Annotated in this window: 23 protein-coding genes and 3 pseudogenes; 7 read left to right on the top strand and 19 right to left on the bottom strand. The window is 64.7% G+C overall.

Translation table 11 applies throughout. The features are described 5' to 3' along the window. Positions 1 to 102: pseudogene (locus tag MMG85_RS17765) on the top strand (IS110 family transposase); the annotation flags it as partial. A 68-nt stretch (positions 103 to 170) separates the two neighbouring features. On the opposite strand, the gene MMG85_RS17760 reads toward MMG85_RS17765, so the two are convergent. Beyond that, on the bottom strand, positions 171 to 662 hold the full coding sequence (locus MMG85_RS17760; protein ID WP_241047251.1) for a pyridoxamine 5'-phosphate oxidase family protein: 492 nt from the start codon (positions 660 to 662) through the stop codon (positions 171 to 173). A gap of 209 nt (positions 663 to 871) precedes the next feature. Here MMG85_RS17760 and MMG85_RS17755 point away from each other — a divergent pair, with 209 nt between their 5' ends. After that, complete coding sequence (locus MMG85_RS17755; protein ID WP_241047250.1) at positions 872 to 1,231, top strand: glycine zipper 2TM domain-containing protein; 360 nt, start codon at positions 872 to 874, stop codon at positions 1,229 to 1,231. 88 nt (positions 1,232 to 1,319) lie between these two features. Here the strand turns inward: MMG85_RS17755 and MMG85_RS17750 are convergent, their stop codons facing one another. Then, positions 1,320 to 3,431 (bottom strand): bifunctional diguanylate cyclase/phosphodiesterase, encoded by a 2,112-nt coding sequence (locus tag MMG85_RS17750; RefSeq protein ID WP_241047249.1) that lies wholly within the window; start codon positions 3,429 to 3,431, stop codon positions 1,320 to 1,322. Positions 3,432 to 3,664: 233 nt separating this feature from the next. Between MMG85_RS17750 and MMG85_RS17745 the strand changes: the two genes are divergently transcribed. The 4 genes from MMG85_RS17745 to MMG85_RS17730 all read left to right on the top strand — a co-directional run bounded on the left by MMG85_RS17745 (position 3,665) and on the right by MMG85_RS17730 (position 4,726). After that, the gene (locus MMG85_RS17745) at positions 3,665 to 3,886 is read left to right on the top strand and encodes an AbrB/MazE/SpoVT family DNA-binding domain-containing protein (RefSeq protein WP_055941687.1); all 222 of its coding nucleotides are present in this window, start codon (positions 3,665 to 3,667) and stop codon (positions 3,884 to 3,886) included. Between the two features lies 1 nt (position 3,887). After that, positions 3,888 to 4,025, top strand: a complete 138-nt coding sequence (locus tag MMG85_RS17740; protein ID WP_241047248.1) for a hypothetical protein — start codon at positions 3,888 to 3,890, stop codon at positions 4,023 to 4,025. Then, a complete protein-coding gene (locus tag MMG85_RS17735) occupies positions 4,022 to 4,453 on the top strand; it encodes a type II toxin-antitoxin system death-on-curing family toxin (RefSeq protein WP_241047247.1) in 432 nt (143 codons plus the stop codon). Before MMG85_RS17740 ends, MMG85_RS17735 begins: the two co-directional genes overlap by 4 nt. A gap of 90 nt (positions 4,454 to 4,543) precedes the next feature. Next, entirely contained in the window at positions 4,544 to 4,726 is a 183-nt protein-coding gene (locus MMG85_RS17730; protein ID WP_241047246.1) for a hypothetical protein, read from the top strand. 25 nt (positions 4,727 to 4,751) lie between these two features. Here MMG85_RS17730 and MMG85_RS17725 read toward each other — a convergent pair whose 3' ends face one another. From MMG85_RS17725 to MMG85_RS17695, 7 genes are all read right to left on the bottom strand, one after another. Continuing rightward, positions 4,752 to 5,099, bottom strand: a complete 348-nt coding sequence (locus MMG85_RS17725; RefSeq protein WP_241047245.1) for a thioredoxin family protein — start codon at positions 5,097 to 5,099, stop codon at positions 4,752 to 4,754. Beyond that, positions 5,096 to 5,497, bottom strand: coding sequence for a host attachment family protein (locus tag MMG85_RS17720; RefSeq protein WP_241047244.1), 402 nt, complete (start codon positions 5,495 to 5,497; stop codon positions 5,096 to 5,098). Before MMG85_RS17720 ends, MMG85_RS17725 begins: the two co-directional genes overlap by 4 nt. A gap of 86 nt (positions 5,498 to 5,583) precedes the next feature. Continuing rightward, a complete protein-coding gene (locus tag MMG85_RS17715) occupies positions 5,584 to 6,336 on the bottom strand; it encodes a hypothetical protein (RefSeq protein ID WP_241047243.1) in 753 nt (250 codons plus the stop codon). A 788-nt stretch (positions 6,337 to 7,124) separates the two neighbouring features. Continuing rightward, on the bottom strand, positions 7,125 to 8,261 hold the full coding sequence (locus MMG85_RS17710) for a HAMP domain-containing sensor histidine kinase (protein WP_241047242.1): 1,137 nt from the start codon (positions 8,259 to 8,261) through the stop codon (positions 7,125 to 7,127). A 97-nt stretch (positions 8,262 to 8,358) separates the two neighbouring features. Beyond that, positions 8,359 to 8,634: a hypothetical protein gene (locus tag MMG85_RS17705; protein ID WP_241047241.1), complete on the bottom strand. Its 276-nt coding sequence runs from the start codon at positions 8,632 to 8,634 to the stop codon at positions 8,359 to 8,361. 32 nt (positions 8,635 to 8,666) lie between these two features. Then, a complete protein-coding gene (locus tag MMG85_RS17700) occupies positions 8,667 to 8,855 on the bottom strand; it encodes a hypothetical protein (RefSeq protein WP_241047240.1) in 189 nt (62 codons plus the stop codon). Between the two features lie 15 nt (positions 8,856 to 8,870). Then, on the bottom strand, positions 8,871 to 9,056 hold the full coding sequence (locus tag MMG85_RS17695) for a hypothetical protein (protein ID WP_241047239.1): 186 nt from the start codon (positions 9,054 to 9,056) through the stop codon (positions 8,871 to 8,873). A gap of 174 nt (positions 9,057 to 9,230) precedes the next feature. Here MMG85_RS17695 and MMG85_RS17690 point away from each other — a divergent pair, with 174 nt between their 5' ends. Further along, positions 9,231 to 9,458, top strand: coding sequence for a hypothetical protein (locus MMG85_RS17690; protein WP_241047238.1), 228 nt, complete (start codon positions 9,231 to 9,233; stop codon positions 9,456 to 9,458). 33 nt (positions 9,459 to 9,491) lie between these two features. On the opposite strand, the gene MMG85_RS17685 is transcribed toward MMG85_RS17690, so the two are convergent. From MMG85_RS17685 to MMG85_RS17640, 10 genes and pseudogenes are all read right to left on the bottom strand, one after another. After that, positions 9,492 to 9,860 carry a response regulator gene (locus MMG85_RS17685; RefSeq protein WP_241047237.1) on the bottom strand — a complete coding sequence of 123 codons (369 nt, stop codon included), beginning with the start codon at positions 9,858 to 9,860 and terminating at the stop codon, positions 9,492 to 9,494. Continuing rightward, a pseudogene (locus tag MMG85_RS17680) lies at positions 9,857 to 10,681 on the bottom strand (HWE histidine kinase domain-containing protein); the annotation flags it as partial. The pseudogene MMG85_RS17680 and the gene MMG85_RS17685, both read right to left, overlap by 4 nt. A 156-nt stretch (positions 10,682 to 10,837) precedes the next feature. Beyond that, positions 10,838 to 11,233: pseudogene (locus MMG85_RS17675) on the bottom strand (PAS domain-containing protein); the annotation flags it as partial. A gap of 183 nt (positions 11,234 to 11,416) precedes the next feature. Further along, positions 11,417 to 11,896 (bottom strand): hypothetical protein, encoded by a 480-nt coding sequence (locus tag MMG85_RS17670; RefSeq protein ID WP_241047236.1) that lies wholly within the window; start codon positions 11,894 to 11,896, stop codon positions 11,417 to 11,419. 422 nt (positions 11,897 to 12,318) lie between these two features. Then, positions 12,319 to 12,873 (bottom strand): hypothetical protein, encoded by a 555-nt coding sequence (locus tag MMG85_RS17665; RefSeq protein WP_241047235.1) that lies wholly within the window; start codon positions 12,871 to 12,873, stop codon positions 12,319 to 12,321. 54 nt (positions 12,874 to 12,927) lie between these two features. Further along, complete coding sequence (locus MMG85_RS17660) at positions 12,928 to 13,812, bottom strand: nuclease-related domain-containing protein (RefSeq protein WP_241047234.1); 885 nt, start codon at positions 13,810 to 13,812, stop codon at positions 12,928 to 12,930. A gap of 64 nt (positions 13,813 to 13,876) precedes the next feature. Next, the gene (locus MMG85_RS17655) at positions 13,877 to 14,824 is read right to left on the bottom strand and encodes a hypothetical protein (RefSeq protein WP_241047233.1); all 948 of its coding nucleotides are present in this window, start codon (positions 14,822 to 14,824) and stop codon (positions 13,877 to 13,879) included. A 64-nt stretch (positions 14,825 to 14,888) separates the two neighbouring features. Beyond that, positions 14,889 to 15,971 carry a hypothetical protein gene (locus MMG85_RS17650; RefSeq protein ID WP_241047232.1) on the bottom strand — a complete coding sequence of 361 codons (1,083 nt, stop codon included), beginning with the start codon at positions 15,969 to 15,971 and terminating at the stop codon, positions 14,889 to 14,891. 31 nt (positions 15,972 to 16,002) lie between these two features. Beyond that, positions 16,003 to 20,898, bottom strand: a complete 4,896-nt coding sequence (locus tag MMG85_RS17645) for a type ISP restriction/modification enzyme (RefSeq protein ID WP_241047231.1) — start codon at positions 20,896 to 20,898, stop codon at positions 16,003 to 16,005. A gap of 298 nt (positions 20,899 to 21,196) precedes the next feature. After that, the coding region (locus MMG85_RS17640) for a hypothetical protein (RefSeq protein WP_241047230.1) at positions 21,197 to 21,470 on the bottom strand (274 nt) is incomplete at its 5' end.

Raw genomic sequence — 21,470 nt, 5'->3', positions numbered from 1 at the left:
GGTAAACCCGCCAAGGTGGCCCTGGTGGCATCCATGCGCAAACTGCTGGTCATCCTCAACGCCCGCATGCGGGACCATCTCAACGCCTCCCAAACAGCCTGAATCAAGACAGTTGCTCTCCCCGTTGGCACGGGGAGAAGGAAAAGCAGGATCCGCCGATGCGTCGCACCTCAGCTGCGCAGATTCACTTCCGCGACCTTGTCCTGGTAATCCTCTTTCGGATCCACGCCGAGCAGCATCTTCACGCCGGCGAGCAGGCTGTGCTCGTTGAGCCAGATCTCCGCGTGTTCCGCGTCGAAGCGAAGCAGCGCGAGCTTGGGGTCGTCCTTGCCGCCTTCGTACCAGGCGGCGATGAAGGGGTTCCACAGGCGCTCGATCACCGCGCGGTCATCGTCGCGCACCAATGAGCCCTGCACGCTGGCGAAGAGGTCGTGCCCCATCGAGGCGAAGGTGGCGATGGCGCGTTGCGGGGACAGGGTCTGCTGTGCCAGCCGGTTGTCGGTGGCGGTGAAGATCCACAGTGGGCCGCGCCCGTCATGCTCCAGCAAGGCCGTCATCGGCCGCGTATGGCCGTCTTCCGCGCCGTCCAGGCCGAGCATCAGCGTGCGGTCGGACTTGATCGCTTTCCACAGCTTCTTTTCCAGTTCTTCGGGCGTGTGCATGGCGCTTCCTCGTCGGGGATGGAGGCACGCTAGGCGCGGACGCGTCATGCCCCCGTCAACGCCATCCGCCTCCGTCAGCCGGGCGTCATGTTTGTCGTGCGGGCGTCACGATCACCGCACCAAGAGATGAACAGTGGCTCGGGACTTCACCCCGCTTTCGCGAATGCGCGCGCAGCCTTCACTGGCGATTCCACTGAAGGAGAACTGTCATGACCACTTCCCGCTACCTGCTCTCGCTCGGCCTGCTGTCGGTAATGGCGACCGCCGCTGCGCAGACCTACGGTCCGCAGGACGAAGGGCGCCGCTTCAACGACGGCAGCAAGGTCGAATGCCGCAACGTGGAAGTCCAGAAGAACAGCCGCGACCCCAACCGCGTGGCGGGCACCGCCATCGGCGCGGTGGTCGGTGGCCTGCTGGGCAACCAGGTGGGCAGCGGCAGCGGCAAGAAGGTCGCCACCGTGGGCGGTGCCGTGGCCGGCGGCGCGATCGGCCGCAAGGTGCAGGGCAACAGCCAGGAGACCAAGGGCGACCGCGTGGTCGAGCGCCGTTGCGAGCGTGTCTACCGGTAAGCGCAGCGTTCGACAGGACGGGCGCGCCAGGCGCCTGCGGTGACGAGGCCGCAGGCGCTTTTTCTATGCAGTACTACGCGATGCCCGACTACCCGTGTGTGCCCGAGGCGGCAAAGGGTTCCTGCCGCACCAGCGACGACACCGGCATCTCCTCCACCGGGCGCGGCTGGCCGATGTAGTAGCCCTGCAGGCGATGGCATCCCATCGCCACCAGCATCTGCTTCTGTTCCAGCGTTTCCACGCCCTCGGCCACCACTTCCAGACCGAGCTGCTGGCCGAGCAGCACCACCGACTGCACGATGGCCGCGTGGCGGGGACCGGTGGTCATCTGCCGCACGAACTGGCGGTCCACCTTCAGTTCGTGCGCCGGCAGGCAGGCCAGGTAGGACAGGCTGGAATAGCCGGTGCCGAAATCGTCCACCGAGATGCGCGCACCCGCCTCCACCAGCTGCGTCAGCACTTGCGCCGTGCGCTCGGGCTCCAGCATCGCGATCGACTCGGTGATTTCCAGCGTCAGTGCGCCGGCCGGCAAGCCATGCCGGCGCATCGCGGCGGTTACCTGCCCCACCAGGCTGTCGCCGCGCACCTGCACCGGCGACAGGTTCACCGACACGCTCGGCACGCGCGCACCGGCGCGGCGCCATGCCGCCCATTGCCGGCAGGCTTCATCCAGCACCCACTGGCCGAGATCGACGATCAGACCCGCACGCTCGGCCAACGCGATGAAGCGGTCCGGCATCACCAGGCCCAGCCGCGGATGCTGCCAGCGCACCAGCGCCTCCATGCCGGCCATGGCGTTGTCGGCGGCCCGGATCTGCGGCTGGTAGTGCAGCACCAGTTGCCCGCGTTCGAGCGCCTTGCGCAGTTCGTAGGTCAGTTGCAGCTGGCCGAGCGCTTCCTCGCCCATCGCCGGCGCGTACAGCGCCAGCCCGTTGCGGCCGGCCTGCTTGATGTAATACATCGCCGCGTCGGCATGCGCGAGCAGCGCCTGGGCGTCCTCGCCATCGCCGGGATACAGCGCAATGCCGATGCTGGCGCTGACCGTCACGTCGTCGTTTTCCTGCAACCGCGTCGCCTCGGCCAGACAGCCCAGCAGGCGTTCGCCGCGCACGCTGGCCTCGCCCGCCTCGGCCACGGAGGTGACCATGACGAACTCGTCGCCGCCCAGCCGCGCCACCGTGTCGGCGGGCGTCGCCATGCGCCGCAGCATGTCGGCCACGCGCACCAGCAGCGCATCGCCCACGTGGTGGCCGAACGCATCGTTGACGCCCTTGAAGCCGTCCAGGTCGATGAACAGCACCGCGAACCGCTCGCCATGAAGCTGCGCGTGCAGCATGCGCGACTGCAGCCGCTCGATCAGCATCAACCGGTTGGGCAGGCCGGTCAGCGCGTCGTGCATCGCCAGATGGGTCAACTGCCGGTTGGCCTGCTGCAGCGAATCGGACAGCCGCGCGGTGCGCTCGTGCAGCAGCCGGTCCAGCGCACTGGCGCCGATCGCGGTGCCCAGCACGGCGGTGTTCACCACCACTACCAGCCAGGCCAGCGAATCCGGCGACAGGCCATCGCGCAGCGCGGCACTGCAGATCGAACCGGCGGGAAAGTGCGCGGCGGCCATGCCGGTGTAGTGCATGCCCACGATGGCCACGCCCATCACGCCGGCGGCGAGCGCGCGGTGCAGCCGTTCGTGGCGGGCGTTGTCGCGCAGGCGGTAGGCGATCGCCAGCGCCGCACCGGCGGCGCCGATGGCGATCAGCAACGAGGCGGCGAACCACACCGGCTGGTAGATGATCGCCGGCTGCATGCGCATGGCGGCCATGCCCACGTAATGCATCGCCGCGATACCCAGCCCCATCACCACCGCGCCGCTGAGCAGCCGCAGCCGCCCCATCCGGTCGCGCGTGACCAGCCACAGCGCATAGCCGCTGGCCGCCACCGCCATCAGCAGCGACAGCACGGTCACCCCGATGTCGTAGCCCAGCGGAATGGGCAGGCGCAGCGCCAGCATGCCGATGAAGTGCATCGACCACACGCCGATGCCCATCGCCAGCGCGCCGCCGGCCAGCCACCAGCGCCGCGCCACGGCGTCGCTGGCGCGGATCCGCCCGGTGGTCTTCAGTGCCGCATACGACGCCGCCACCGCCACCACGAACGAGGTGACCACCAGCTCCGGCACATAGGTCGCGATGAGTCCTGTCTCCATGGAACGTCCTGCGCTTTCCTCCTGAAGACGTTAGCGGCCGCGATGACACCAGGATGATGCCGGGCCGCGACCCTCGGCCGTCGCATGCGCCATTGTGCAGCACGTGTCACATTAAGAGCGCATCCGCGGCGGCGCCAGCGCACGGCAGCGGTACGCGCGCGCCGCATCCCGCCGCTTGCCAGCCCTCCCCGGCCGGCGTATAACACCCGTTATAACGCCTGGACCTCTCTGTCATGAAGCTCAAGATCACCACCATCGGCAACTCGGCCGGGGTCATCCTGCCCCGTGAACTGCTCGCGCGGCTGCGCCTGGAAAAGGGCGACGAACTGCATGCGCTGGAGACACCCGACGGCATCCGCCTGACCGTGTACGACCCCACGCTCGCCGAGCAGATGGAGGTGGCCGAGCAGGTGATGCGCGAGGACCGGCAGGTCCTGCACAAGCTGGCGCAGTGACATGGCCACGCTGCTGTGGTTCCTGCGCGGGCTGTTCCGTCGCCATCGCATGCAGGCCGATCCCTGGCGTGTCGCCGAGCAGGTGATGCGCCGGCGTCGCGGCCTGCTGGCGCGTCTGGCGCAGGGCGCGCGCCGATGATCGTCTGGATCACGTCTCCCCTGGCGCTGGCCCTGCACGACCGCCAGCTCGCCGAGCATGGCGGCGGCAGCGGCGTGCGCGATGAAGGCCTGCTCGAGGCCGCACTCGCGCGCCCGCAGCAACGCCACGCCTACGGCGACCCGCCACCGGATCTCGCCGACCTGGCCGCCAGCCTGGCGTTCGGCCTGGCACGCAATCATCCGTTCGTGGACGGCAACAAGCGCACGGCGCACGTCTGCTATCGCGTGTTCCTGCGCCTCAATGGCGGCGACCTGGTCGCCGGCGATGAAGAGAAGTACGCCATGATGATCGGCCTCTCCGACGGCACGCTCAGCGAAGCGGAGTTCGCCCAGTGGCTGCGCCTGCGCGTGGTGATGACGGCGGCCGCCGGCAAGGTGCAGGAAAAGAAGACCCGCTACGCGCGCTGACACGCGCTGCGCACCACGCGCCAGGGGGCATCACCTCTCCGTCACCGCGCAGGGCGTGCAATCGATGCCTCCAACGCCAGGGTGATGCCGATGAATCCCGTCAATCCGTCCAACCCGCACAGCGATGGCGAAAAGGCCAACACGCCCGACCGGCATCGCAACGACAAGGCGACGTGGAAGGAACACGACCAGCCCGACACGCCGCACGAAGAAAAAGAACCGCGCGATCCGGAGCAGGATTATCCGGATGCGCGCGACACCGTGCCGCGCTGATCGCAGGCACACCGCGTGCAACGCATCAGCGCGTGGTGTGCGACGCGGCGGCGTCCAGCGCCTGCCGCACGTCCTCAAGGTCTGACGCCGTGATCGGCCGGACCACCCGCGCACGCTCCTGCCCGTCCGCCAGCACCACCAGCGTCGGCCAGCGCCTCACTTCGAACGTGCGACCCAGCGGCCGTCCCTTGCCGTCTTCCACCTTGAGGTGGGTGACATCGCCCACCTCATCCAGCCACGCGCGGATCGCCGGCTGCGCGGCGCGGCAATGGCCGCACCACGGCGCACCGAACTCCAGCACCACCGGCCCGGGCAACGCATCCACCGCCGTGGGCGCAGGCGCCACCGGCAGATAGTCGGCGCGGTAGCTCATGCCGCCGCGAGCACCTGTTCGATCGCTTCCAACCGGCTGTTGGTCAGGTCCTTGCCGATCTCGGCCAGCAGGCGCTGCGTGGTTTCCTTGTGCAGCAGCGGACGCACGCGGCCCAGCGTGACCGGATCGGCCACCAGCACCAGGTGCGTGTAGCGCTGCTTGAGCGCACTGTCGTTCAGACCCTTCGCCAACTGCTTGGCGAAGGTCGCTTCGTCGATCTGCCGGCTCGACGATTCACCGGGCATGCTGCCTGCCGGGCCATCGTCGTTGGTGTTCATCAGTTCGAGCAGATCGACCTGGTGCAGCGAGACCGCACCGCGTTCACCGCGGTTGCGGAACAGGCGCGCACCCTCGCCGTCGGCGATCACCACCAGCGCATCGGTGGGCAATGACGTCATGTCGTATTCCTTGATTGGTTGTGGGGGAAACGCACGCCTTGGCCGCTGCGCCCTGTCCGTATGGAACAGGGCGCGCGGCACCTGGCTCAGTGCGGCTTCTGGCGGTCGAGGGTGAACGCATCGGCCACCGCGTGCTTGGCGCGCTCCCACGTCAGGCGCGAACCCCCGCGTGCGCGATCCCAGCCGCGCTCCAGGTCCGAGGCCAGGCTGTCGTCCCACTCGCGGTCGGCATATTGCGCGCGCGCATACGTGCCGTAGCGATAGGCCGGGCGGTAATCGTCGAAGGCATCGTCGCCCTGGCGATACGGCGCGGTGTCGAAGCGCTTGGAGAACTGCTCATCGGTCTGCGCATACGCGCCGTAGGTACGGTCGGCCCGTTCCCACGCATCCTGCAGCGCCGGACGTGCGCGCTCCCAGTCCAGCCGCGATTCACCGCGGCGCTCCTCCCACCCGGCCTGCAGGCGGCGCTCGGTGTCCTCCCACGACTGCTCGGGATACTCGCCCCGCGCCACCGCACCGGCGTGGTAGACACCGGCATAGTCGCGCTGGAAATCGTATTCGTCGGAGTAGTACGGACGGGTGCGATGGGTCTCGCGCCAGTACTCCACCTCACCGGTGGGATCGATGCGCTCGGCCACCCCCTTGCCAGCCGCCGCGCCGATGACGGTACCGGCGGCCGCACCGATCAACGTACCGATCGGACCGAACACCGTGCCCGCCACCGCACCGGCCGCCATGCCACCGGCCACACCGCCCACCCCCACACCCACCGGGTGCGAGCCCGGCGCGCCGGTGATGGGGTCTCTGTTTGCATCGCGTTGCGTGGTATCGCGTGTCATGGTCGTGTCCTGTGTTCGAAAGAAAGTGATCGTGCCGACGCAGGCAATGCAGCGAACGGCGTGAGTCCGATCTTCCCGATACGACGTGACCATCGTGTGCAGCGGCTTCAGGCTGGTGCATACGCGGCGACAACATCTTGTGCGCGTGGTGTCGTGGTCGGCGTGCGTATTGTGTGTTGTAGAGCGTCATGCACACGGAGGGAACTGCGCCCCTCATCCGCCTTCGGCACCTTCTCCCCGTTGTTCACGGGGAGAAGGAACAGCGGTGCCGCGCGCGATTGCTCTTGCTCTCCTTCTCCCCGCCTGCGGGGAGAAGGTGCCCGGAGGGCGGATGAGGGGCGTGCGCGGTGGTGATCGCGGCGGCGCAGTTATCCGGCTTGCGCGATGTTGTGACGAAGAGCGGATAACGCTGCTTGGTGAAGGCTGAAGAAAAAGCGCCCCTCATCCGCCTTCGGCACCTTCTCCCCGTTGTCACGGGGAGAAGGAAAAGCGGCTCCACGCGCGATGACGACCATGTTCCTTCTCCCTGCTTGCGGGGAGAAGGTGCCCGGAGGGCGGATGAGGGGCGTGCGCGGTGGTGATTGCGGCGGCGCAGTTATCCGGCTTGCGCGATGTCGTAGCGAATGGGATGGCGATGCTCAATGCATGTCGAAGCGAAATCGCCCCTCATCCGCCTTCGGCACCTTCTCCCCGTTGGCACGGGGAGAAGGGAAAGCGGCGATTCGTGCGAGAGCTTCCGCTTTCCCTCCCCCCTTGCTACAGGAAGAAGGAAAACCGCCCCAACAACCTCACACCACCACCCCCACGCGCGCTTCATCGCGTGGCAGGGTGATGACGAAGGTGGTGCTGCCGGCATCGACGCGGGCCGCCACGTCGCCGCCGTGCGCGGTGGCGATCTCGCGGACGATGAACAGTCCCAGGCCCAGGCTGGAGTGTTCGCCCTGGTTGGCGGCGCGGGAGCCGCGGCGCAGGGGGTCGAACAGGGCGTTCAGGGCGTCGCTGGAGAGCGGTTCGCCGGCGTTGGTCACCGCGATGCGCACATGGTCGGTGTCGCCGTGCAGGGAAACGCGGATCGCGCTGCCCTGGTCGCCGTACTTGGCGGCGTTGGTGACCAGGTTGTGCACGGCTTCGCGGATGCGGGCGTCGTCGAAGTGGCCGTGCGTCTCGCCTTCCACGTGCAGCGAGAGGGGCGCGTCGCGCAGCGTCACCCGCAGCAGGTCGATCTCCTCGGCCAGTGCCTGGTGCAGGTCGCAGGCGCTGCGCTGCAGCTTCATGCCGCCGCCGAGCATGCTCTTGCTGTAGTCGAGCAGGCCGTCCACCAGCCGGCTCAGCTGCAGGCCGCCGTTGAGGATGCGTTCGGCCTGGCGTGCGTGCGGGGTGTCGCGGGTGCTGTCCACCATCAGGTCGGCGGTGCCGACCACGGCGGTGAGCGGGCCGCGCAGGTCGTGGCCCAGCGCGCCGAGGAAGACGTTGCGCCACGATTCCAGCGTGCGCGAGAACTCCACCAGCGATTCGGCCACGGCCTGGTCGATCGCTTCGTTGAAGCGGATCATGTCGTCGATGGCGTGGGTGGCCAGGGCTTCGTCCAGCGCCCACAGGCGCAGCACCGAGGCGCGCAGGGCGCGGTACTCGGCGATCATCTGGTTGACGCCGAAGCCGTCGTCGGCGCGGCTGCGGCCGTGGCTGCTGGCCGCCGACTCCGGTCCGGCGGGCGCCGGTGCGCGGCCGTGGGCCTTGGCGAGCGCCTGGGCCGGGCTCTGCTCGGTGCGCAGGTCCAGCACGATCTCGCCCAGGATCTTGGGAATGTCGTTGCGCAGACGCTTTACGTTCAAGTTGGCGCCGGGCGGCGCCTGGGTGACGGCGAACTCCACCGCGTCGTCGAGGATGCGCGGCGTGTTGGCCTGTATGAAGTCAGCAAGTCGCATAGGCACTCCGTGGCGTTGCTTCCAGGTCGTGGCGTTGACGGTCGTGGCAGTGACGGTGCTCATCCGGTTCCCTCCCTTCGCGACACGCAGGTGCGCGTCAGTCGGCGATGCTGCGCGGATCGCGCGGGTCATCGATGTGGATCTGCGTGTCAGAAGGCTGATCCGGGCCGATCGGCAGGTCGTCCGGATCGCCGGGATCGCGCGGCATCGGCGGCGGGTCCTGCGGTTCCGGCCGGTAGGGATCGCTTGGCGTGCCCGGCGCGCTGGGCATGCCGGGTGCGGAGGGTGTGCCCGGCGGCGTGGGCCGGCCGGGCGGTGTCGGCGTGCCCGGTGTACTGGGCTGGGGCGTGCCGTGTGCGGTGATCGGGTTCATGTCGGAGCTCCTGCGCGCCGGCAGCGGCGCGATTACAGGGAAGGCGCCTGCGGTGTGGCGACCGGCGTGGCATCGCCGGTGACCAGATCGGCCCAGCGCATTTCCACGCCGTTGCGGCGCCCTTTTTCCACCAGCTTCAGGCCGGTGGGATCGATCGTGAGCGTGTAGGCCTGCTCGCCGAGGGTCAGTTCGCGTCGCAGCGGTTTGTCGAGGGGTGTCATGCGTGCTCCTTTTCTTCAGATCTGCGGAGGATGGTGGCGAGGCTGTCCGTCGCTGGCGCCGGGTTCGCGCTCGGGATCGTTGCGTTCGTCATTGGTGCGTTTGCCCGACGATTCGCCGGGCACGGTGGCACCGTCGGGACGACGCTGCTGTTCGAAATGATTGGGCACCACAGGTGTGGCGTCCTGGCTCTTGCGATCCATGGCGGGTTCCTCGCTTGCGTGGGGCCAGCGTGGCCATGGCGACGTTGGCGATCCGTGAGGAACGCACGCGGATTTTCAGCAGGCAGTCACGCTACGGCGCCAACACGACTGCGGGCTGAACACGTTGACGCTGCGCGCACGACTTTTTTACGGAGATCGACGCAGCATCGGCACATGCTCTGCCAAGAACGTATCGATGCGCGTCTGTCGGACGCGGAAATCCTGGTCCGCTCCGGCGCCGACATCGGCGACCCGCATGTTTTTCTCCGCAGCCTGTGGACGCAGGTCTACGACCGCGCGCCGATGCCGTTGCGCTCGTCCGTGCTGCGCCGCCTGCACGCGTTGTCGCGCCTGCTGGGCGTGGCCTACGTACATGGCGATGCGCCGGGCTCGCCTGCGTAACCGTTCTGTTTCGGTGTTGTCCCGCCGCCGCGATCAGCGCGACGCGTGCAGGCGCGCCAGTGCCGCTTCGATATCGTGCCGGCGGAACGGCTTGGCCAGCACGGGCGTATCGGCGAATCGTTCCGGCAGTCCGTGTTGCCCGTAGCCGGTGGTGAACAGGAACGGGATGCCACGCTCGCGCAGCGCATCGGCGACGGGGAAGGATTCGGTGCCGGCCAGGTTGACGTCCACCACCGCCATGTCGGTGTCCAGCGCCGGCAGTTGCCCCAGTGCCTGGTCGAGCGAGGCGGCGGTGCCGGCCACTTCGTAACCCAGCGTGGGCAGCAGTTCTTCCAGCAGCATGACCAGCATGAATTCGTCTTCGATGATGAAGACACGCGTGGGGGTGGCGTCCGTGGTCATGCGGCAACTCCTTCTTTGGCGAGCGGTGCGGTGATCTGGCAGACCACCCCGGTGGGCAGGAAATCGAGCGAGGTCTGGCCGCCCAGGTCGTGACGCAGGCCGCGCTCGATCAGGCGCGAGCCGAAGCCGCGCCGGGTGGGCGCCACCACCGGCGGTCCGCCGACTTCTTCCCAGACCAGCACCAGGCAGTCGCGACCCTCGCGCCGTTCGCGCGTCCAGCGGATGTCCACGCGCCCGCCCTCTTCCGACAGCGCGCCGTACTTCATGGCGTTGGTGCACAGCTCGTGCAGGGCCATGGTCAGGGCCAGGCCGCGCTGCGGGTCCAGGTCGATGGGCGGGCCGACCAGGCCGAAGCGCGAGGTGTCTTCCTGCACGCACGGCGCGATGGCGGTGCGCACGATCTCCTCGATCGGCGCGCGCACCCAGTGCTTGCGGGTCAGCATGTCGTGCGCCTGGGTCAGCGCGTGCAGGCGCGATTCGAAGCGGTCGTAGGCCAGCGCCACGTCGTCGCTGTTGCGCAGGGTCTGCAGGGCGATGGACTGCACGATGGCCAGGGTGTTCTTGACGCGGTGGTTGAGTTCGTTGAGCAGCAGGCGCTGGTGTTCGTCGTGCTGCCGGCGCGCGGTGATGTCGGTGGCGGCACCGAACCATTCGGTCACTTCTCCGCCGATGGGGCGGATGGGCACGGCGCGCGAGGACACCCACGACCATTCGCCTGCGTTGTTGCGCACGCGGTGCTCGGCGCTGAAGGTGGTGTGGGTGGCGCGGGCGTGGGCGATGGCATGGGCCACGGCGGTGCGGTCGTCGGGGTGGATCAGCACGTCCAGCCAGTCGGGCGTCAGCGTGCCGTGCGGGCCCAGCAGTTCGCTGCCGCCCACCACGTCCACTTCGCTCCAGTCGTGGTTGGTGCGGTAGACCATGTCGGAACTGGCATCGACCATCGCGGCCAGGCGTTCTTCGCTCCTGCGGCGGGCGTCTTCGTGCTGCTTGCGTTCGGTGACGTCGCGGGTGGTGCCGGCCACGGCTTCCACCTCGCCGCCGGGGCCGATCACCGGCACCAGCAGGTAGTCGTAGATGCGGCGGCCGTGGGTGCCGTTGAACGGCACGTCGCCGCGCACGGGCTTGCGGGTGGCGATGACCTGGTCGATCTCGCGGTCGTGCATGGCCGCGTGCCAGGGTTCGTACCCCAGCTCCAGGCAGTTTTTGCCGATCGCCTCGTCCCAGGTCTTGCCCCACAGGGCCAGCAGGGCGGCGTTGGCGTAGGTGAAGCGGTGTTGCAGGTCCCACATGTAGACCAGGTCGGGCGTGGTCTGCAGCAGGGTTTCGTAGAGGCGGAGGCGCTGCTCCGCCGGTGCGTGCAGGCCGCCTGCCATCAAGGAGTTGTCCATGGGGCATGCATCTTCTGATGGCGTCGCCTCACCTTATCGTCGCGCCGCGTGCGCTACCCGTGAAACTTGGCAGGGGGGGGCGCGGGTGCGGGGGTTGCTGTTCAGGAAGCGGGCAAAAGAAAGGCCCCGCAGTGCGGGGCCTTGGGGGTTGCCGTTGGGCGCTGGGACTTACGCCGCCGACGGCTCCGGGGCTTCGGCGGCGACGGTGCGGCGACGGCTGAAGCGCGCGGCCAGTTCGCGGCGCGCGTCGTCCACGCCCTTGTCCTTGCCGGCCACTTTCAGCACGCCGTAGACCTCCAGCGCGGCTTCCATGACGTCGCTGCCGAGGGCGAGCTCGGTGTCGGCCATGCGCTGGACCAGGTGGGCCAGCCGGGCGGCACGCGGGCGCAGGGCGTCGAGGGCGGTCATGTCCTGGCGAAAGGCGTCGAAGTCGAAGTCGCGCGGCATCAGGCCGGCGTGCTGCTGGGCGTACTCGAAGGCGCTGGCGCAGAAGGCGCGCGACTTGGTGCCCATCTTCACCAGTTCCTGGCGTTCTTCCACGGTGAGGGCGATCAGCAGGTCGAGGTCGACTTCGAGCGAGGTCAGGGCGTTGTCGATACGTTCCAGGCGATCGGTCTGGAACGTCATGGCGATGCGGTTCTGTGTCATGTCATAGCGTCCTTTCAGGTTGTGCCGGCCGGGTCCGACCGGCATCCGCAGCCTACCCTCGCCTGCCCGCGTTTCGCGCTGTCACGTTGCAAGTGGAGTAGTCCTCACACTAAGCGGCGCGATTGGACGAAAAAGAGCCGCGCGAGGCCCGAAAAGATCCGTCGTTGGATCAAAAAGGGCCAACGTTGGCCCTATGTGTGAGAAGAACGGCCGAAAAACATCCGACGCCGGATCAAAAAGAGCCGGCGTTGGACCTTAGTGAGAGAAGAGAGGACGAAAAACTGGGAACGTTGGACCAAAAACATCCGACGTTGGACCTAAATGAGAGAAGAGAGACCGAAAAACATCCGTCGTTGGATGTTTTTGTTGGAAGAGAGGCGGATGGGGATGTGCCGCTGCGCGACGGCGCATGCGTGGAGGAATCAGCCGCCGATCCGCACCGACTGGATGATCCGGTCGAAGTCCGCTTCGTCGTAGTACGCCGGGTCGTCGCTGCTGGACAGGTTGAAGGTGAAGGCCGTGCCCGGGGTAAACACCAGATACAACCGGCTGCGCACGCCGACGTCGACCACGATGTCCTCCGCCTGCACCCGTGCCGTGGACCTGACGCGCAGGAAGTTGGCGCGATGCCCGGCCACCCTCGCCTCATGCGTGGCCTGTTCCACCACGAAGTTCTCGGGCTCGTCGCGCAGCATGTCGATCTGGAACTTCAGCAACGCCGCGGCCTCGGCATCGCCCGGCACGCGCGAGGTACTGGCGCTCACCTGCAGCGCCGGCCGTTCCTTCCCGGTCACTTCGTGGTGCGCCATGGCGAAGCAGAACGGCGTGTTGGCGAACTGAAGCGTCCCGTCGGCCTCGTTCCCTGCCTCGGCGCGGCGCTTGCCCTGCTCCAGCGGCGACCACGCGCCGGGCATGAAGTGCCAGTGATCGGGAATGTCGAGGGAGAACGCGAAGTCGGGATCGTGGAAGCTGGGCATGGTCGTCCTTGAGTGAGGGGTGGTAGGGCAGGCTCCAGCCCGCGTGAGTCAACGCTACAGGGCGGGATACCGGACCGCCAGCGCCTGCGCAATCATCCTGCGCTGCTCGGGCGCAAGTTTCTCTTGCCCGCGCGCGAGGAAGTCGGCGCCCTTACCCATCGGCGTGAACACGACCACGTCGGAGGTCTTGCCCGCCTCGGTCTTGTCGATGTACCACCCTGGCAGCGCCAATGCCGGCACCACCGGGATATCCATGCCAAGGGATTCGTGCAGCTTCCGCTTGAGCCACTGGGCCTGCCGGGCGGCCTGCTCGACGGCAGCGGTGTTGACGAAGTCGGCGAAGCGCAGCGCCTTGCCGTCAAAGGTCACGCGGTGCGCGGCGGTGTCGCTCTGCCCTCGTGGACGACGGAACGATTTGGTCTCCACGGCATACACGGCACGGGGGCCGATGACGATGTGGTCGATGTTGAAGTTCTCGGCCGGCAGGTCATGCAGGACGAGGCATCCCTCCGCCACCAGGCGATTGAGCTGCATGCCAGTGACGCGCTCGGCAAGCAATCCATCCTTGGCGTTCTGCGCGCGCTTGAAGTGCTTGATGAAGTCGTACGCACCCCACCCGAACATCACGACGGCGCCGAGCGCATAGACCCATGTCGTGCCATCAATACGCATGCGGTCGGGTGGTACACGCACCAGTGCCCACGCCATCAGCATGGTCGGGGCCGAGAGATACATCAGCAGGCCGGAGGTCAACATGCCATCGCCGGCTTCGCCATGGCGTTTAACGAGCTGTTGCCCCGGCACATGTCCGACCTGTCGCCCATGCAAAGGCGAACGACGCTGGATGCGTGCTTTCCAGATCAACACACCGAATACGGTGACCGCGCTGAATGCCAGCGACACCGCAAAGGCGGCGAGCAGGATGAGGTTGGCTTTCAATGGAGCTTCCTTGCTTGGGTAGAGAACGGGACTAAGAGAAACGTACCCAGTTTTTCTTCGAACTCTAATCAGCGCGTCGCTCTTGAGGCTCAAGACTCATTAGCTCATCGCTCCAGGAAGCACCCAGCCGAACGTAGATTCCGTCCGACCCTAGATAGGCATTCCTCTGCACGTCGCGAATCGGCTCTCTCCTACGTCTCACTTGAGCAGGCTGCTCGATGACGCCATCCTCGCCTTGCGACAACCCAAGAAAAAGATCAGATGACTCCGAGTAGACAACGCGGACTTCCTGACCCCCAATTTGCTCTTGCCGCGTCTCAAAGGTAGCCAAAAGCTCCTCGAAGGGACGGTAGTAGGTGCTTCGAAACTCGTTTTTTGAGACACGCAGCGAGAGACCTTCGCCCTTTTCATCAATGGGAGGATCGTCAGCCACCAGCGTCAATCTTCCTTTGTTGAAGCTCGACACGAAACCTATCGAAAGGTGAGGTGGAGCTCCATCGACGTCGATGACTCGTGAAGCCTGCCGTTTTGCCTTGATCAACGCATCTTTATCGTGCTGATTTGTTCGACCTTTAGACTCGGCAACTATCCATCGCCCAAGCGCATCCTCACCGAACAAGTCTGGCCGCTCTCCGGGAGCGAGGTTTACCCCAAACCTGTCTCTATACAGGTCAACATGCATCAGCCAGGAAACACTCAACTTCCTCTCAACAAAGGCCTTTGTCAGCGCAACACCCAGAAAATAGGAGATCGCCCCCTTCTCGGATGGATCAAGTCCGATGTACGCCTTAGACCTGCCAAAGCTCAAGTCTGGAGATCTCATAAGGTTCGCGTAGATAATCGCGGTTCGGTATGTCATCTCGAACATCGAGTAACGGCCGTATTGATGCATGTGAGCCAACGACCCTTTTCCAACCGATACCGCAGCCCATACAAGGTCTACCCATGGCAAGTCCCAATGCTCCGTCCGATTGCCAACGGCCGCCGCCGGAGGGAAGTTGAAGGTCTTCAAATCTAATATGGGCATTGGAGTCCTTCCTTTGGTTCAAGCATAGATCAACGCAGTCCTTCGCGGACTAGTCGTCGATACCGAAACGCTCCTTCAGCCGCTCGACGGTCTTGACCCATGACTCCGCACGCGGTCGAGCCACGCTGTTCTGGTTGCCGAAGAATCCAGCCTCGTGAATCGCCTGGCTGATAGGTACAGCACGCAGCCAATCGACACCCACAAGATACTCTGCGGCGTCCGCATCATCGACGAATCGTGTCGCCTGCGCGATGGCGGGAGCCACATCAATAATATCTCGCGACCGCCCGTCGATCTCGACTTTGAAATCATCAACAGGCACGGCGGACGCCGTAACCTGCCCGACCCCGACATAGCCCTTTCCAGGTACACGCACCCAGACTCTATCGCCAGGCTTCAGCATCTTCAGCGTGCGCGAGTACCAAGCGCCGCCTCCCGCCGCCAAGAATCCGAACCTGCGCGCTTCTTCCCAGGAACGCGCCTCATGCTCGCCAAAACTAGCGTAGTACTCGCGGTTCCAGCCCAACGCCTCACTCACGCGCGGAGGCGTCTGTGACGGATCGTGCAACCAAGCTCGCGCCAGGTACTGACGATCCCCGTCCGTCACGAGATGGACGAACAGGGCATTGATCGGCATTTCGTAGTGAGAGACCAAGTACTCACACACCTGCTTGGTCCGATGATCCATCCCCGACACGACCATCCAGAGTTCGTGCCCTGTGTCAGGCTCCTCAGGGAATGGATGGCCGAACTTGGCCATGAAGGCGTCCTCGAGACGCAGACCCGGCGGTCTATTCGGGAAATGTTTCTCGAAGATGTTGTTGAGATCAGCAGCCGTCAGACCCGCGACCCACGCCCCGTAGTCGAGCAACTGCGCAACGATCTCGCGGCGCGCCATACCCCGCTTCAACTCAAGGATGTAGATCTTGCCACTTCTATCCAGCGCTAAGAGATCGATTCTCTCCTTATCAAACGCATAAACCTCCGAGCCGATGAGCATAAGCTCGGGCGCAACGATTCCCAGATCCCGAATTAGCCACTGCTTGAGATTTTCCTCCAGCTTGTTGCCTGTCATGCCAAGGCGCTGCGGATTATCTCCGTCCACCCGCCACAGTGCGAACTCAATGCTCATGACAACTCCTCCTTGATGGAAATTTTCTGGCTCAGCTCTCAAGGATATCGAGGGTGGGTAACGCGTCGACGATCTTCTGGGTTTCCAGGCTGACGGTGATGACGCGCTGGAACAGCTCCAGAGGGTATTTGGGGTTGCCCATGGTTTCGGTGGCCCAGTCGTTGGCGTCGTTGACGATGCCGCTGGCCTTGTCCACGCGCACGGCCTGGCGTTCCATCACCCAGTCGAGGGCGGCCTTGCCGTTGACCACGTAGTCCCAGGCGGCGTCGGGGATGCCGGTCAGGATGATCTTGGTGTTGTAGATGACGGTGCTGCGGTCGTTGACGGACTTGCCGGTCTCCGGGTCCTTCTTCTTGGCGAACTTCATCTTCTCTACGCGGTAGTCGGCGTCGGTCAGCGGGCCTTTGGTCTGGATGGTAAGCGGGAACTTCTCGACGGTTTCGTAGTTGAGGTGCAGGTCCGCCAGGGCGCGGCCGGCCTTGCTGAAATGCCAGAAGTCCTCGGCCTTGCGGACGCGCGGGATGCGGGGCAGCTCCTTGCTCAGGTTATCGGCGTAGCGCTCGCGGTAATCGGGGGAATGCAGGATGCCGTAGACGTAATAGAACAGGTCTTCCTTGCTGATCGTTTCGCCGGGATAGGCACTCGTGAAATGCGCGAGACCGGCATCGGTTATGGCGTCGCGGCGGCGTCGCCCATCCGCCGACCGTGCAGCAAACAGACCGTCACCAAGTTGCTGGGAAGCTTCGTCGTAAAGATAGAGAGGGAAGCACTGAGCATCTCCATTGCTGTGCAAATCCGGCACAGATCCCATCATCAAAACGATGTTTCCGTTCGCCTTCCAGTTCTGATTAACGACCATGACGACATTGAACGAATCAGCTGCCGGAAAAACTAGCGGCATTCTATAAAGGCGGAGATTAATCCTTGCTTCTCCGTAGTACCACTGACGATGGAACGGCCGATATGTAGATTCGACGACTCTGTCAGGATCAAAGATGAGCTCCTTACCCTTAGAACAAGCGACTATCAGCTCCCCATCCCAACTTATCTTTGTGGCGTCCTTACTGAAGAAATCAGCAGGCTCAGGTGTCGGCGAGCCACGATCCATCAAGGCAGCCTGAGAAAATCGATCCCGCTCCGCCTCATAGAATTCGACCATGGACTTGGCGTTCGCGAGAAGACGCGCTTTCGATGAGTTGAAGAGCCAAGCATCTTTAGATGTCATTACGCCTCGCGTATAGCCATCAAAGATACTTATGTCCCTACTCTTCTTGTCCCCCATGGAGACGAAATTTTTGAATCCTTCGTCCCGTTGCTTCAGCCAATCGCCATGAATGTCTGGCGAAATTACCTCCCAGCTGGAAATACCACTCACGCTTCCATACGATTCGATCTTTGCCAGCTTTTCATCTCGACCCAGGTAATCACCTATGTCGTGGAAAAAGATGCGACCGCGCGCAGCGGCGCCTGGATTCTTGACCAGGAGAGAGATAGCAATCGGCGCACGACTCCCGCTACCAAAGATCTTACCGCCCTCCTTGCGTGACGCTTCACCACTGGTCCGCTGATTTCCGCGCAAGTGAAAGACATAAATGTCGGAAAACTCTTCAGCAAGACATTGACGCAGACCATCCGCCGTATTTGCCTCGACGAATCCCGCGTTGGTGACGAAGCCGATGACGCCTGCACTTCCGATACGGTCACTTGCCCAGCGGATGGCACGAATGTAGCTGTCGTACAGTGCATTCTTCAGCGTGGCATCCGAACGAGCGGCATAGGTATCGCGGATTCGGGCATCCAACGCCGGATAGGGAACACGCTTAGTGTCCTCACTTTCCTCCTTCTGCCCTACTGAATAAGGGGGATTCCCAACAATTACTCGGAGATCTAGCTTCTTCTGCCGCCTACGCCGCTTACTGTTGTCCACCAGCAACGCATCCACCAGATCGTCCTTCTCGTACATCTGGAACGTATCCGTCAGCAGGATGCCCTCGAACGGCACATAGTCCCCGCCGACCATCCCGTGATACGTCGCCTCAATATTGATCGCCGCAATGTAGTACGCCAGCAGCACCAGTTCGTTGGCATGGATCTCGTGCCTGTACTTGTGCGCCAACTCTTCCGGCTTGATCAACCCCGACTGCAACAACCGCGTGATGAAGGTACCCGTCCCCGTGAACGGGTCCAGGATATGCACCCCTTTGCTGCCCAGCGTCTGCCCAAACTCCTGCTGCAACAGATGGTTCACGCTATGCAGGATGAAATCCACCACCTCCACCGGCGTATAGACGATACCCAATCGCTCCGTCATCTTCGGAAACGCATTGCGGAAGAACTTGTCGTACAACTCCACGATGATCTTCTGCTTGCCCGTGGCGTTGTCGATCCCCTCCGCCCGTAGCTTCACACTGGCATAGAACTCCTGCAGCGTGGACGACTCCTTCTGCAGGTTCTCCGCCTCCAGCACATCCAGCACCTGCTGCATGGCCTGCGACATGGGGTTGTGGCTGGCAAAGCTGTCGTCCGCGAACAACGCCTCGAACACCGGCTTGGTGATCAGATGCTGCGCCAGCATCTCGATGATCTCGCCGTCGGTGACCTTGTCGTTCAGATCGTCGCGCAGCTCCCCCGCGAACGCCTGGAACGCCGCCCTCGCCTTCGGCTGGCCCTCGTCCTCCAACAGCGCCTTGATACGGTCGATATGCGTCTGCGCGATCCGCGCGATGTCATCGGCCCACTGCTCCCAGTGGCGCCGATTGCCGCACTTGTCCACCACCTTGGCATACAGCGCACGCTCGATCTCGCCGACCTCGAACTCGAACTCGCCCTGCACCTCGGCTTTGTAGTCCGCCGGCGTCTCACCAATGCTGTACTTGCCCTTGGCCTTGTCCGCCTTGCTGACCAGCTTGGCCGTCTTGCGCTGCACGTTGTCCGCAATGGCGATGACTTCCATCTTGCTGCGGTCCGGACCCACCAGGTCCAGCTTGTTGACCATCGCGTCGAAGCGGTCATCGTGCGAGCGCAGCGCCTGCAGCACCTGCCAGACCACCTTGTAGGTCTGATTGTCGTTGAGCGCCTCGTGCGGCTCCACGCCGGCCGGAATGACTACCGGCAGCACCACGTAGCCCCGCTTCTTGCCCGGCGCATTGCGCATCACCCGGCCGACCGACTGCACCACGTCCACCTGCGAGTTTCGGGGTGTCAGGAACAGCACCGCATCCAGCGCCGGCACGTCCACACCCTCCGACAGGCAGCGCACGTTGCTCAACACCCGGCAGGTGTCCTGCGGCGTGGGGGCTTTCAGCCAGTCGAGCTTGGCTTCCTTCTCGCTGGCGTTCATGCCGCCATCGACGTGCTGCGCGTCGCAGATGAGGCGCGCGCCCTCCTCTATATCTTCTGCATCCTGATACGCATCGACCACCTGCTTGAACATGCCGGCGATCTCTTTGGAGCTGACCTTGTGCGTCTTGCCACCCTTGCCCGGCTCGATCACCTGGCAGAAGGCCACGGCCCGCCGCATCGGCTCGGGCGTCTCGTTGCCGTCCTCATGGATGCCCAGTTTGGCCAGCGCCTTCCAGCAGCCGACGATCTTGGCGGCGTCATCCACGCGCAGGGTGTTGTTCTCGTCCTTCAGCAGGTTCTGCAGCTTGCGGTTGATGTGGCTCTCTTCCACCGCCAGCACGATGACCTTGTAGTCCACCAGCAGGCCGCGCTTGACCGCTTCGGAGAAGCTGATCAGGAACAACTGCTTGCCGTACCAGGCCTCGTTGTTCATGCCATAGACGGTGGCCTTGTCCTGCTCGGCCTTGGCCTCGGCCTCGGCACTGTAGATGCGCGGGGTGGCGGTCATGTACAGGCGCTTGGCGGCGCGGATGTAGGCCGCGTCGTGTACGCGCACGAAGGCGCTTTCGTCGTCGCCCTCGAAGGTAGCACCGGTGGTGCGGTGGGCTTCGTCGCAGACGATCAGGTCGAAGTCGGCCAGGCCCTGTTCCTGCGCGTCGTGGATGACGCCGATGGAGTGGTAGGTGCTGAACACCACCGTCATCTGCTCGTCGTCGTGGCGCGCCGCCACGCCCAGCGCAAGACTCCTGGCATTCGTGGTGGCCGGGTAACGCAGCTCGTGGGTGAAGGTCTGGACCGCGTCGTCCTCCTTGCGCCCCTTCTTCTTGCCCACGTCGCTGTCCGAGCAGACCGCGAAGCTGTGCAGCGGCACATCGCTTTCCTGCGTCCACTCCGTCAGCGTCTGCGACAGCAGCGACAGGCTGGGCACCAGGAACAGCACCCGCTTGCCCTTGCCCGCCATCGCCTCGGCGATCTTGAGACTGGTAAAGGTCTTGCCGGTACCGCAAGCCATGATCAGCTTGCCGCGGTCGGCATCCTTCAAGCCCGCGGTAACGGCGCGCAGCGCGGATTCCTGGTGCGCGCGCAGCGCCTTCTTTTCTTTCAGGACCGGCTTGGCCTTGGGCGTGTACTTCGCCCAATCGATCTGGCTTTCCTCCAGGTCGTGCAGGTCGATCTTGCTGACCGGCGGCTGCTGGTCGACCAGCGCGTTCTCGGCGTGCTCGGACCAATGGTTGGTCGTGCTGACGATGACGCGGTGGGTGAACGGCTTGCGCCCGGACGCGGTGAAGAAGCTGTCGATATCCTTCTTCTGCAGCTTGTAGTCCGGGTCGTAGAACTTGCACTGGATGGCATGGACTTCGCCGGTGCCATCGACTTCGGCCACCAGATCGATGCCGTCGTCCTTGGCATTGAAGCCGTGCCGGGGCGCCCATTCGGCCCAGGTGTAGACGCTGCTGTAGAGGTCGCGGTAGGTGGCCTCGTTGCGCAGGTAAGCGAGGATCAGTTCCTCGAAGTAGGTGCCTTTCTCTCGTTCGGAAACGGCGGCGTTACGGTAGGTCTGCAGCAGTTCCTGCAAGGCACTCATGCGATGGCGCTCCCTGTGTTCTTCCGGTCCGCCGTCTACGCGGCGTGAATGGCAGGGATTCTGGCACAGGGAGGCGCGCGGGTCGCCGTCAGAAGGCTCAACTGGCTGCGCGGTACGAGGGCATTGGAGCAACAGCGCCCCTCATCCGCCTTCGGCACCTTCTCCCCGTTGCACGGGGAGAAGGAAAAGCGGGGATTGCCCGCGCACTGCGCTGCCCCGTGTGGCGGCGGCGTTCGCTATTCGCGAATCGCGAATATGCCTTTGACGAGCGGGACGCTCACACGCTTGGGGACGGCCCTCAATCCCTCAACTTCAACGCCGGCTGCTCATCGATCGTGCCGTCCTCGTTGACCACCACGTAGCGATCGCCTTCGCGGTTGAACAGCACGGGGACGGGGGTCTTGAACAGGGGGCGACGGACGAACTTCAGGCGCCAGTGGAAGGTTTCCATGGTGTGGATGGTGGCCTGCTGCGCGGGCGTGAGGCCGGCGAGCAGCGTGGCGTCATCCATCTTCGGGGCGCCCTTGCGGCGCTCCGGACTGCGGGGACTGCTGCCGGGGGTGTCCGGCGTG

The sequence above is a fragment of the Pseudoxanthomonas sp. LH2527 genome (assembly GCF_022539275.1).
Taxonomy (GTDB): Bacteria; Pseudomonadota; Gammaproteobacteria; order Xanthomonadales; family Xanthomonadaceae; genus Pseudoxanthomonas_A.
Note: the sequence above shows the minus strand (reverse complement) of the source record. Positions and strands in the feature narration are given on the sequence as shown.